This is a genomic window from Capnocytophaga gingivalis ATCC 33624 (assembly GCF_000174755.1).
Taxonomy (GTDB): Bacteria; Bacteroidota; Bacteroidia; order Flavobacteriales; family Flavobacteriaceae; genus Capnocytophaga; species Capnocytophaga gingivalis.
Genome location: NZ_ACLQ01000010.1, coordinates 23,802 through 35,685, shown reverse-complemented (window position 1 = coordinate 35,685; position 11,884 = coordinate 23,802). Strand labels below are relative to the sequence as shown.

The following is an 11,884-nucleotide window of genomic DNA, read 5'->3' as shown; positions in this document are numbered from 1 at the left end:
AATTATTTGAAAGTCATATAGTTCAGTGGATCTACAGGATATCCTTCGTGCCAGAGTTCAAAGTGTAGGTGGGTACCTGTGGAGAGTTCGCCTGTATTGCCTACCTTGGCGACGACCTCACCAGGACTTACCTTATCACCCTGTTTCTTCACTAAGGAAGCATTGTGCTTGTATACCGAGATGAAGTTGTTCGGATGTTCTATGACAATGACAAAGCCTGTCTGTGCAGACCATTCAGAAAAGATGATCGTACCATTGGTGATTGCCCTTACAGGAGTCCCCTCAGGAGCAGTGATATCCACCCCATAGTGTCGCTTGTCCGACTTGAAAGCACTGGAGAGTGTTCCTTGGCAAGGAGGGAAAAAACTCTTTTGAGCCTTGTTGGAGGCTTGGTCGAAGACATTGTAACGCTCCTCTTCAGCTACCTCATGGCGCAGTTTCATTTCCTCTTCGCTGGCTTGTATATCCACCTCTACAGGGATTTGTTGTACCGCATTGAGCAAAGAATCCTTATTTACCTTGTCTGGATGGATATCTCCAGTAAGTATTTTCTGTAGGGAGGAAAAATAGGCATCATTGCCCCCAATACGCTGTTGTAGAGAGTCGGTACGGAAGGTAAGATCAACAATTTGCTTGCGCAGGTCAGCCTCTGAAAAGCCTAAGATATACTGCCTCAAGGGAGAGTAGATAATCACTAAGGAGGTCAGTACAATCATCAGAATAGCAAATAAGCTACTATAGATGAATACATTAAGCCTATTGAGGCGAAAGGTAGCGACATCCTCCAAGGTGTTTTCATTCATGATGACTACACGATACTTGAAGAGCCACTTGCCACGAAGGTCTTTATTTGATTTCTTTTTTACACTCATTGATGTCGTTTTGAGTTTTAAGATTTGAGTTTTGAATTTTCTTATTTCCTAATGCCATTTTGCTAAGGACAATTCCCATAATAATTCCTATAACTAAGATAGGGATGCTTCCCAAAAGCAATATGATGAAAATATACTGCCATGCATCCTCTGAACCCTCTGGAAAAAAGATGATATAAGCAAAGGTAAATGAAAAGATACCACTTGCCCAAAACACAGTAAGAATAAGCTGTACTCCCAAGAAAAACCGTACTAAGGGAGAGAGTTCTTCAAAAGGGACAACCCGCTCTCCTGCAAAATATCCTAAAACAAAAGAGATTAAGGCGAAAGGAAGGATAATAAGGAGGGATCCTAAAAATATTTCACCTCCGATATCACTCTCACCTCCTGTATAGATGGCCAGAGCTAAGAAAATTAAAACAATTTCTATTCCAATCGTTCTAAGGATACATCTGGTTGCAGGCTTCATCTTGGAAATTTTTGGCAAAGATACATCAAAAAATACAAATGACCAATCAATAATTGTTTTTTAAGAGACAAAGAGCCAGACCAAATACACAACCTATGCACAAGATAGGGACGCTTGCTAAGAATATAAACATGGAAGGGGCTACCCATATACCGCTGGGGAGATCAGAGTAAAGCAAATGGAAAAAGCCAAAGCCTAAAATGACACTTATTACAAAAATAGCATAGAAGATAGAGACTCCTATGAGAAAACGAAAAAAGGGAATCATTTTTTCAAAGTGGATATATTGTCCAGCCAAAAAGCCTAATACTAAGGAGATTATTGCGGCGACAGGTATAGGAATCCATAGGATTCCTCTGTTTGCTCCTTTTTCAGATAGGGGCGAAATAAGCCTCTTGATGAAAATGACGATCAATAAAATCTCAAAGAGGATAGTGGTTAATAGGTAAATAGTCGAACGTTTCATTTTGATATAATTATTTACCCTTCACTCTTCATTTTCCTGAGTCTCATTCCCAGCCAGATACCTACCCCTAAGGTCTGTATCCCTCCGAAAATAAGGAAGATAAGAAAGAGAATTCCTAAGTTATTCCAATTAAAATAAAAAAGGGAGTAGTGGGCATTTTCTACAAAGTATCCGGTAAGAACTCCTTCGAAAAGTAAGAAAAAAAGAATGATAATCCCTAAATAGATTTGTAATGCACGTGGTTGTCGCTCAAAAGGGAAAAATTCGCCTATGAGGATACCCAAAACTACACACATAAGTATCCCGCTCCCTATAGAAAAGAAAATCCCTTTAAAATCACTAAAGAAACCAATGTGATTCTTGGTTATTAAAAAACTCACACTCTCATAGGTTAGTAGAGCCAAGAGTACTTCTATGGCGATAGCGATGAGAATATATTGAGTTGCTTTTTTCATTGTAATACAGATAATAGGTAATAGGGGGAGTTTGGGCACTTGTTCACTACCTCCTGCTCACTAATATTTTGCAAAGGTACATTAAAAATATTATTTTTTATTACAGATATAAAAAAATCTTGTATCTTTGCACTCAAAAAAAGTTATGTTAGCAAATCATATTTTCTTGGGAGTGATAGGAGCTCCACAAGTGATCATCATCATAGCAGTAGCCCTTTTGTTCTTCGGAGGTAAGAAGATTCCAGAGCTGATGCGCGGCTTAGGAGGAGGAATACGTGAGTTCAAAGATGCCATGAAGGACGGACAAGAACCCCAACAAACCCCTGAAAAAAGAGAAGGGCTTACTCGAGAAGATCTGAAAAAATTAGAAGAGAAAAATAGCTAAACTCTTGGAACTTATACACAAGCGAAAAAGACTTTCACTCGGCCTGTCCTAAGATAGGCTGAAGGGAAGTTTTTGTGTTTGATAGGTGGCAGTGAGTAGTAAAACTAAAAATTCAATTCATGACAATATTAAAAGCACAAGTAATAGAAGCACTCCGTAAGATTACCTCTCCAGGGGAGGGGGGGAACCTTATCGATGCGGGTGTGGTTAAGAATATAGTCGTTTTTGGAGATGAAGTAGTGGTCGATGCTACTATCTCCAATCCTTCCCTACAGGCAAAGAAGAAGGTAGAGGTCGAAATCATGAAGGCTATCCATGCTGAAGTGTATGAGAAGGCAAAGGTAAAGGTTAATATCACTGTAGAGGTAGCTCCTACTTCTCAAACAAATGAGATAAAAGGCAAACCTATAGAGGGGATTAAGAATATTATAGCGGTAGCCTCCGGTAAGGGAGGGGTGGGCAAATCCACCGTTACGGCCAATCTGGCTGTTGCCTTGCGCAAAATGGGCTTTAAGGTAGGGCTCTTGGATGCAGATATCTATGGTCCTTCTATTCCTATGATGTTCGATGTACAAGAAGAGCGCCCTATATCGGTGGAAATCGATGGGCGTTCCAAGATGAAACCTGTAGAGAACTATGGAGTAAAAATCCTCTCCATAGGCTTTTTTACACACCCTGATCAAGCAGTGATATGGAGAGGTCCTATGGCGAGCAAAGCGCTGAACCAGATGATCTTCGATGCCGATTGGGGCGAATTGGACTTCTTGCTTATCGACCTACCTCCAGGTACGGGAGATATCCACTTGAGTATCATGCAGGCGCTCCCCATCACAGGAGCTATTGTAGTGAGTACTCCACAGAATGTCGCACTGGCTGATGCTCGTAAGGGAATCGCTATGTTCCGCCAAGAAACGATCAATGTACCTGTACTGGGGCTGGTGGAGAATATGGCATACTTTACTCCGGCAGAACTTCCTCAGAACAAATATTATATATTCGGAAAGGAAGGAGTGAAATCCTTGGCTGAGCGTACTGATACCCCGCTGCTTGGTGAAATTCCTTTGGTACAAAGTCTTCGTGAATCAGGTGATGTGGGGCGTCCTGCAGCACTCCAGGAGGGTACTCCACTGGCCAAAGCTTTTGAGGACTTTGCCCGCAATGCTGTAGCAGAGGTGGTCACCCGCAATCAGTACCTTGCTCCTACCGAGGCCATCAAGATTACCACCATGGCTGGCTGTAGTCCTAAGAAAAAGTAATATCTAAATTTTTTATAAATGCACGAGATAACCGCCTATTGGGAAGGCGACATGCAATTCACCTCCACAAATCCTAGTGGAAACTCATTCTTTATCGATACCACTCCTGAAAACGGAGGGGAAAACAATGGCATGCATCCTAAAGCTCTTATGCTTTCTGCTTTGGCAGGATGTACTGGCTTGGATGTATTGGCGCTGCTTAAGAAAAAGCAGATAGAGCTAGACAACTTTACCCTTGATGTCAAAGGGAAACTTACTAAGAACCACCCTCGCACCTATGAGGAAGTTACAGTGAGCTATTTCTTTGAGGGGGCTGACCTAGATGTAGAACAAATCACCCATGTAGTAAGCCTCTCAGTGGAGAAATATTGTGGGGTCATAGCCATGTTCCGCCAGTTCGCTACCGTGAATATTAAGCTGTTCTTTAATTCGGAAGAACACCCTTACAATGCCCAGTAAGCTGGTTTGGAATTTCCTACCTACCCCCCAACAGAATGAGGTAGAAACCCTCGCCTCTGCCCTTTTTCAGGTACAAGAAATACTTCCCTGGCATAGGACTATAGCGAGCCTACTCTTACAAAGAGGAATTGCAACTGTAGAGCAAGCTAAGACATTCTTCAATCCATCCCTGTCGGATCTTTTCAATCCTTTTCTGATGAAGGACATGGATAGAGCTGTGGAGCGCATTCTTTTGGCTATGGCACATAAGGAGCGTATTCTCATCTATGGAGATTACGATGTGGATGGTACTTGTTCGGTAGCACTCTTGTACCTCTTCCTTTCGAAGATCTACCCAGAGGTAGCCTATTATGTACCGGATAGGTATAGGGAGGGCTATGGGGTCTCCTGTGAGGGGATTGACTTTGCTCAGGATAATGAGATGTCACTTATCATCACTTTGGACTGTGGTATCAAAGCCCATGATAAGGTGTTCTATGCCCGTGAGCGAGGGATTGATATGATTATCACCGATCACCATACTCCCGATGATACGATCCCTCCGGCGGTAGCTGTACTCAATCCTAAGCGCACTGATTGTTCTTATCCCTATAAGGAACTCTGTGGCTGTGGCATTGGCTTTAAGCTTATTCAGGCGCTTTGTAAATCCTTAGGCTATCCCCTTGAGACAGCCTATGCTTATTTGGACTTGGTTGCCTTGGCTACTTGTGCGGATATTGTTCCTATCACAGGAGAAAACCGAATATTAGTCTCGGTAGGGCTTAAACAGATAAATGAGCGTCCCTCTGAAGTGATGCAATTACTTCTCTCAACGGCTAACCCTCCGATTCAGGTCAGGGACTTAGTTTTTGTGGCAGCTCCTCGGATCAATGCCGCTGGGCGTATGAACCATGCTTCTCGTGCAGTGGATTTTCTCATAGGGGAATCCATGGAAGAAGCTACACTTCTGGAACACTTTAATACCCAGCGAAAAACAGCCGATGAGCAGATCACTCAGGAAGCTCTAAGCCAGATTTTGGGCTCTCATGAAGAAGATGCTCCTGCTACAGTAGTTTTTTCTCCTCATTGGCATAAAGGGGTGATTGGGATTGTTGCCTCGCGCCTTACAGAAATTTACTATCGCCCTACGATTGTCTTTACTCAGAGTGGGGAAGTATTGGCTGCCTCAGCCCGTTCGGTTAGGGGGTTCAACCTCTATGAGGCACTCTGTGAGTGTAAGGATGAGCTTATCCAGTTCGGCGGGCATACTGCGGCGGCTGGGATGACACTGCTTCCAGAGAATTACCAGCGCTTTAAGCTGAAATTCCAAGCAGTGGTGGATCGTACCCTACCACAGGAGCTTCGCTCTCCTACAATTATGATAAGTGCTAGAATGCCCTTACATGTGATTACTTCTTCTTTCTATCGCTGTTTGCAGCGCTTCTCTCCCTTTGGGCCTAAGAATATGACTCCCATCTTTCAGGCAGATGAGGTCATTGCCAAGAGTGTTTCCTTGGTAGGGAGTGATCGTAGCCACTTGCGTATGATCCTTACAGATACTTCTCTCAAACAGGAATTTGTAGCTATTGGCTTTGGATTAGGTCATAAGAAAGAAGCAGTAGAAAGCGGAAAGCCTTTTACTATAGCTTATGAACTGTCTGAAAATCATTGGAGAGGCACTACTTCTTTACAATTGGTTGTAAAAATGATCAATGATTAGTGGTCAATGATCAATGACTGCTCACTGTTCACTGTTCACTGCTCACCGCTTACCGAAACTATAGAAAAAATCTATAATAAAATAGATTTTTTCTAAAAATTGGAATGATTATAAATTTCTTTGTTGTAGAAAAAAAGTGGAGGTAAAAGTCAAAAAATCCAAAGAGATTGAGTACTTTTGCAGTAGTTTTTTAACCTTTTACCCTCATGGAACAAGAATCTTTCCGTAACTCCATAGGTACTGTGGATACTTCTGGCAAGCGTGTATGGGCTTATCCTAAGAAGCCTAAAGGGCGCTATTACCGCTATCGTAAGTATGTGAGTTATTTGCTCCTTGCTATATTTTTCATCTCTCCTTTTCTCAAGATTGATGGCAATCAGTTTTTACTCTTTAACATCATAGAGCGTAGATTCAATATCTTTGGGTTCCCATTTTGGCCTCAGGATTTTTACCTCTTTGTGCTTTCTCTGATCATAGGAGTGGTCTTTATCCTGCTCTTTACGGTGGCCTTTGGGCGTATTTTCTGTGGATGGGTTTGTCCACAGACTATCTTCCTTGAGATGGTCTTCCGTCGTGTGGAGTATGCTATAGAGGGCGATCGCAATGCCCAAATGAAGCTTGATAAGCAAGAATGGAATGCCGAAAAGATACGTAAGAAAGGGCTTAAGTGGCTTGTCTTCTTTATGATTTCTTTTGTGGTTTCCAATGTCTTCTTGGCTTATATCATCGGGAGTGATCAGCTCTTGGTAGAGATCAAGGAAGGCCCCTTAAAGCACCTCAATACTTTCGTTGCACTACTGATTTTCACCAGTGTTTTCTACTTTGTTTTTGCTTGGTTCCGTGAACAGGTGTGTATCATCGCTTGTCCTTACGGGCGCTTGCAAGGAGTGCTTTTGGACAACAAATCCATCGTGGTGGCCTATGACTACAAGCGTGGGGAAGGGGAGAATGGTCGTAAGAAGTTCCGTAAGAATGAGGACAGAAAAGCACTTGGCAATGGGGATTGTATAGATTGTTTTCAGTGTGTGCATGTGTGTCCGACCAATATAGATATCCGAAATGGTACTCAATTGGAGTGTGTGAACTGTACCGCTTGTATTGATGCCTGTGACGAGGTTATGGTCAAGTCCGGTATGCCTAAGGGACTGATTCGCTTTGCCAGTGAGGAGGAAATAGCCAAAAAAGAGCCTTTCCGCTTTACAGCACGTATGAAGGGATATGCTTCAGTGCTTGCCATATTGGTAGGAATCCTTATAGGGTTACTCTTCTTGCGTAGTGATGTGCAAGCTAATATCTTACGACTACCTGGACAGCTCTACCAAAAAGAAGGAGAGATTATCTCCAATGTCTATACTTACAAGATTATCAATAAGACAACTGAGGATTTCAAGCATATTACCTTCAAAATAGTAGAACCTAAACAGGCCAAGATAGAGATGGTAGGTAATCCCGACATCACCTTGGACAAACAAGGGATAGCCAGTGGAACCCTCTTTATCAAGCTTCATCAAGCCTTTGTGACGGATAAGAAGCTCAAGCTCAAGATAGAAGTCTATAGTGGTGAGAATCGCATAGAAAGTACTACTACCACCTTCTCAGGGCCAGTCACCTTTTAAAAAGAGTGAAGTATGAAGAATTTCATACTTCACTCTTTTCATTTCTTATCTTTGTTCTTGCCTAATCATTAGGTTATAAATATCTGAGAATTATGAAAGAAAAATTCCTATTGTATGATGGAGATTGCTTGTTCTGCAATCGTATAGCTTATTTTCTATCCCAAAAAGATAGAGAAGGAAGATTTCTCTATATAGCCAATACCTCCCAGCAGGGAATGGATATATGCAAGCAGTATCATTTAGAAGAGCTTACACAAAAAACAATTGTAGTGAAGGTAGGGGAGAATCTCTATACCCAGTCACAAGCCGTCTATTATTTTCTAAAGGAATGTAAGCTGTTTCCTTTGCTGCGTTTTTTGATAAAAATAACCCCTTCTTTCATAGCCGATTTTGTATACGACTACATCGCTAAGCGGCGAAAGTCTTTAGGCAAATATTGTCCTATTCCTAATCGCTAAGAGCCTTTTTATCACATACCCAAGCTTATTTGTTGGTCACATACTCCCTCAAGCGACTTTGCTTTTCTCTCTGCTATCTGGTTACTTGCGTGCTTTGTAGGTTGCCCATACCGATCACTCGGTCGTATAGATCATTCACAGAGCGGTAATATACAAGTACTGTATAGGTATTTTCTGTCTGGTAGTGATTCCCTCCTATAGCATTGTAATCGGCTTTACCATTGCGCTTTATAGCAAACTTATAATTATAGAATCCTTGCTTGAGATATACGCCTCCTATGTATATCTTTTGTTTTTCATCATAGTGAAGTTCATATTCCTTAGTCAGTGCATTATCTGAGAATGCGCCATATACATATAGTTGGTCATTGGGCTGTAAGTCCTTAGGGGCAGCGAGGCTGAACTGTACCAAGGCATATTCTCCCTCTATCGTAGCATTGCGCCCTTGATCACTGGTGATACGAAAAGCGCCATCTATATCGGGGTTGTAGGTGTAGGGAAGGCCTGCTCGTGGCATTTGGGTAAAGAGCTGACAGAGATAGTTGTTCCCCTCCCGACGGGTAGCATAGACTCCAGAGGTAGGAGTACGCAGATCTCGGTTCTCAAAATACAAATATTCGTTCCCTCCTTCGAAGGATGTTTCTCGATCATACTTATACACAAGGTCGTTGCCCAGGATAAATTGAGGCTTGACATTCTTGATGGCATTGTCCCAGCGGTAGTTCTGTAGGATCGCTATCTTGACAGAGGTATTGGGGGTCTGGAACTGAAGTTCTTTGGAGGTAATTTTCATCTGTACACTCTGGCGCGTCTCGGCATATTTTACTTCACGGCTTTGATGTACAGAGAGTTGCACCAATGCTGTGCGAGTATAGAGGACAAAGCGGCGTGTGAAGATAGGGCGTTGCTCACTATCGGTTACTGTCAGGAGATAGTTCCCTGTGATAAGAAAATCGGTCTCATTATTTGGCAGGGTCAGGTCGTAGTGGGTATAGGGTTGTAGGGTACCATAGGAGTTCCTATACTGGGTGATGCGTACATCGTCCATTCCCTTGAGGTACTCACTTTTGAGTAATCCCGAAGGCTGCCAATCATAGTTACAATGGGTAAGGGTGTAGTAATAGTCCGCTTCCTGCCCCCTAAGGTCATCAAAGGAAAGGGTAAAGGGACTTCCCAAGCTCACAATAGGCAGTTGCATCAAGGGATCATCTGAGCCGCGAAACTCTATGGTTCGGATATAGTCAGGAGCAGACAACTCCTGTGCAAAGGAGCAGATAGGAAGCAATAGCAAGAGTAATAATTTCTTCATGAGTTTTTACTTTTTGAGTTGGCAAAAATACAAAAAAAAGATGAAAATATTTGCGGAGAATATAAAAAAGAGTATCTTTGCGGGAGATATCTAAAGTTAGCGGCCAGTAGTTCCCTTCGGGGGTGAGGTAGCTAAGATAGAAGAACTTAAAAAGGAGCTATAGAGGGGAGTGAAGAGAGGTTAATCCCTATAATCCTAAAACCCTTAGAACTAAAAAAATAAAAATATAATGTTAGCAACACAGAATCCTACACAGACCAAGGCTTGGGCGGCCTTAGAAGCTCATTTCGCTAAGGTAAAAGATGTTACCTTACAACAACTTTTTGCACAAGATGCAACACGTGCCCCAAAGTATACCCTCCAGTGGGAAGACTTTTGGGTGGACTACTCCAAGAACAATTGGGATGAGACTACCCGTAATCTCCTTTTGCAATTGGCTGAAGAGTGTGACCTAAAGGCCTCTATTGAAAAGTATTTCACAGGTGATAAGATCAACGCTACTGAAGGTCGTGCGGTACTCCATACTGCCTTGCGCTCGGCTGAGAAAGAAATCTTGGTCGATGGGAAAAATGTCATCCCTGAAGTAGCCCAAGTAAAGGCCAAAATTAAGGATTTCAGTCAGGAAATCATCTCCGGCAAGCGCAAAGGTTATACAGGCAAGTCCTTTACCGATGTGGTGAATATCGGTATTGGTGGGTCGGACTTAGGACCTGTGATGGTTACCGAGGCCCTGAAGTTCTACAAAAATCACCTCAACATTCACTTTATCAGCAATGTAGATGGTGATCATGTACATGAAGTGATCAAGCACCTCAACCCTGAGACTACTCTTTTTGTGATTGTCTCTAAAACCTTTACCACACAGGAGACCCTCTCCAATGCCCTTACAGTGAAAAAGTGGTTCCTCAAGCATGCCAAAGAGGCCGATGTAGCCAAGCACTTCGTAGCAGTTTCTACCAACCTCAAGAAGATAGATGAGTTCGGTATTGCCTCTGAGAATGTATTCCCCATGTGGGACTGGGTAGGGGGGCGTTTCTCCTTATGGAGTGCCGTAGGGCTTACTATTGCCCTTTCAGTAGGCTATGAAAACTTTGAAGCGCTCCTTTTGGGTGCCCAAAAGATGGATACCCACTTCCGCACTGCACCCTTTAAGGAAAACCTTCCTGTACTTTTGGCCTTGCTCTCTGTGTGGTATACCAACTTCTATGGGGCAGAGACCGAAGCCATTATCCCCTATACCCAATACCTACACCGCTTCCCTGCCTACTTGCAACAAGCCATTATGGAGAGTAACGGAAAGTATATAGATCGCAGTGGACAGCGTGTCAGTTACCAGACGAGCGCCATCGTATGGGGTGAGCCAGGAACGAACGCCCAGCATGCGTTTTTCCAACTCATTCACCAAGGGACCAAGCGCATTCCTGCTGACTTTATAGGCTTCAAGCACTCTCTCTATGGAGATCAAGACCACCAAGATAAGCTCATGGCCAACTTCCTTGCCCAAACTGAGGCGCTTATGAATGGCAAAACCCCAGAGCAGGTGCGTGCCGAGGGGGTAGCGGAACACTTAGTGCCGTTCAAGGTATTCGAGGGCAACAAACCCACTACCACCCTACTCATTGACAAGCTCACCCCAGAGAGCCTTGGTAAGCTCATTGCCCTATACGAACATAAGATCTTCGTACAAGGGGTGCTATGGAATATCTATAGCTATGACCAATGGGGCGTAGAGCTTGGTAAGCAATTGGCTGGCACAATTCTCAAGGACTTTTCAGCCGCTCAGCCAGCCAAGCATGATAGTTCCACTTCGCAACTCATTGAGAGAGTGAAGAGTGAATAGTGAGTTACTTAGTTGTTCACTATTCACTATTCGTTAATCATTAACCATTAATCATTATCATTGACCATTATGAACGCCTTAACGCCTCAATTCCTTAACGATGAAGACGGTAACGCTATGTATGCCGTGCTTCCTATAGCGCAATACAACCAGCTCTTAAGCCGAGCGATGGAGGAAGAAACCGATTTTTATTATGAACTCACTGATGAGGAAATCGCCTATTTTGAGAGAGCAGAACAGCTATCAAAAGAAGGAAAAGTTGTCAGTAGTGAGGAAGTACGTAAAAAAGTAAGAGAAAGATATGGTAGTAAAATGGCTGATAGAAGCTGAAAGTAAGTACTATGAAACGCTTGACTATTGGGAGGAACATAATGGTTCTTTTAATTATTCCCTTAAGATAATCCAAGCTGTTGAAAATTTGGAGGATAATCTCGCCGAAAACCCGTATTTTTCAGCTAAGTATAGTAAGAAATTAGATTTGTACAAAAGATTCTTTCTAAATGGAAGATTTGCGCTTTATTATAAAGTAGATGAAGAAAATCAGACTGTAGAGATAAGAGATTTCAGAAGTACTAAGCAACTACCTGTTTTTTAATCTTA

The 11,884-nt window shown here is 42.7% G+C and carries 14 protein-coding genes; 9 read left to right on the top strand and 5 right to left on the bottom strand.

The genetic code is table 11. The features are described from left to right. Positions 1-2: 2 nt before the first annotated feature. Genes CAPGI0001_RS02805 through CAPGI0001_RS02790 form a run of 4 tightly spaced genes read right to left on the bottom strand, consistent with a single transcriptional unit; the run spans position 3 to position 2,262 of the window. Positions 3-872 carry a M23 family metallopeptidase gene (locus CAPGI0001_RS02805; RefSeq protein WP_002666508.1) on the bottom strand — a complete coding sequence of 290 codons (870 nt, stop codon included), beginning with the start codon at positions 870-872 and terminating at the stop codon, positions 3-5. Beyond that, positions 847-1,341, bottom strand: a complete 495-nt coding sequence (locus CAPGI0001_RS02800) for a hypothetical protein (RefSeq protein WP_002666471.1) — start codon at positions 1,339-1,341, stop codon at positions 847-849. The genes CAPGI0001_RS02805 and CAPGI0001_RS02800 overlap by 26 nt, the downstream gene beginning before the upstream one ends. Positions 1,342-1,387: 46 nt before the next feature. Continuing rightward, a complete protein-coding gene (locus CAPGI0001_RS02795) occupies positions 1,388-1,807 on the bottom strand; it encodes a hypothetical protein (RefSeq protein WP_002666584.1) in 420 nt (139 codons plus the stop codon). Between the two features lie 14 nt (positions 1,808-1,821). Continuing rightward, on the bottom strand, positions 1,822-2,262 hold the full coding sequence (locus CAPGI0001_RS02790) for a hypothetical protein (RefSeq protein WP_002666682.1): 441 nt from the start codon (positions 2,260-2,262) through the stop codon (positions 1,822-1,824). A 145-nt stretch (positions 2,263-2,407) separates the two neighbouring features. On the opposite strand from CAPGI0001_RS02790, the gene CAPGI0001_RS02785 reads away from it, so the two are divergent. The 6 genes from CAPGI0001_RS02785 to CAPGI0001_RS02760 all read left to right on the top strand — a co-directional run bounded on the left by CAPGI0001_RS02785 (position 2,408) and on the right by CAPGI0001_RS02760 (position 8,135). Further along, positions 2,408-2,647: a Sec-independent protein translocase subunit TatA/TatB gene (locus tag CAPGI0001_RS02785; protein WP_002666598.1), complete on the top strand. Its 240-nt coding sequence runs from the start codon at positions 2,408-2,410 to the stop codon at positions 2,645-2,647. A gap of 119 nt (positions 2,648-2,766) precedes the next feature. Then, positions 2,767-3,903 carry an Mrp/NBP35 family ATP-binding protein gene (locus tag CAPGI0001_RS02780; protein WP_002666535.1) on the top strand — a complete coding sequence of 379 codons (1,137 nt, stop codon included), beginning with the start codon at positions 2,767-2,769 and terminating at the stop codon, positions 3,901-3,903. 18 nt (positions 3,904-3,921) lie between these two features. Then, positions 3,922-4,362: an OsmC family protein gene (locus CAPGI0001_RS02775; protein ID WP_002666792.1), complete on the top strand. Its 441-nt coding sequence runs from the start codon at positions 3,922-3,924 to the stop codon at positions 4,360-4,362. Beyond that, a complete protein-coding gene (gene recJ / locus CAPGI0001_RS02770) occupies positions 4,352-6,061 on the top strand; it encodes a single-stranded-DNA-specific exonuclease RecJ (RefSeq protein ID WP_002666871.1) in 1,710 nt (569 codons plus the stop codon). Before CAPGI0001_RS02775 ends, recJ begins: the two co-directional genes overlap by 11 nt. A 206-nt stretch (positions 6,062-6,267) precedes the next feature. Continuing rightward, positions 6,268-7,677 carry a cytochrome c oxidase accessory protein CcoG gene (gene ccoG, locus CAPGI0001_RS02765; protein WP_002666695.1) on the top strand — a complete coding sequence of 470 codons (1,410 nt, stop codon included), beginning with the start codon at positions 6,268-6,270 and terminating at the stop codon, positions 7,675-7,677. Between the two features lie 92 nt (positions 7,678-7,769). Then, complete coding sequence (locus CAPGI0001_RS02760; RefSeq protein ID WP_002666609.1) at positions 7,770-8,135, top strand: thiol-disulfide oxidoreductase DCC family protein; 366 nt, start codon at positions 7,770-7,772, stop codon at positions 8,133-8,135. Positions 8,136-8,208: 73 nt separating this feature from the next. Here CAPGI0001_RS02760 and CAPGI0001_RS02755 read toward each other — a convergent pair whose 3' ends face one another. Then, the gene (locus tag CAPGI0001_RS02755; protein ID WP_002666858.1) at positions 8,209-9,444 is read right to left on the bottom strand and encodes a type IX secretion system plug protein; all 1,236 of its coding nucleotides are present in this window, start codon (positions 9,442-9,444) and stop codon (positions 8,209-8,211) included. 229 nt (positions 9,445-9,673) lie between these two features. Between CAPGI0001_RS02755 and pgi the strand changes: the two genes are divergently transcribed. From pgi to CAPGI0001_RS02740, 3 genes are all read left to right on the top strand, one after another. Next, positions 9,674-11,284: a glucose-6-phosphate isomerase gene (gene pgi, locus CAPGI0001_RS02750; protein WP_002666685.1), complete on the top strand. Its 1,611-nt coding sequence runs from the start codon at positions 9,674-9,676 to the stop codon at positions 11,282-11,284. 69 nt (positions 11,285-11,353) lie between these two features. After that, complete coding sequence (locus tag CAPGI0001_RS02745) at positions 11,354-11,614, top strand: hypothetical protein (RefSeq protein ID WP_111986533.1); 261 nt, start codon at positions 11,354-11,356, stop codon at positions 11,612-11,614. Then, the gene (locus CAPGI0001_RS02740; protein WP_002666807.1) at positions 11,586-11,879 is read left to right on the top strand and encodes a type II toxin-antitoxin system RelE/ParE family toxin; all 294 of its coding nucleotides are present in this window, start codon (positions 11,586-11,588) and stop codon (positions 11,877-11,879) included. The genes CAPGI0001_RS02745 and CAPGI0001_RS02740 overlap by 29 nt, the downstream gene beginning before the upstream one ends. The last annotated feature ends 5 nt before the right edge of the window (positions 11,880-11,884 follow it).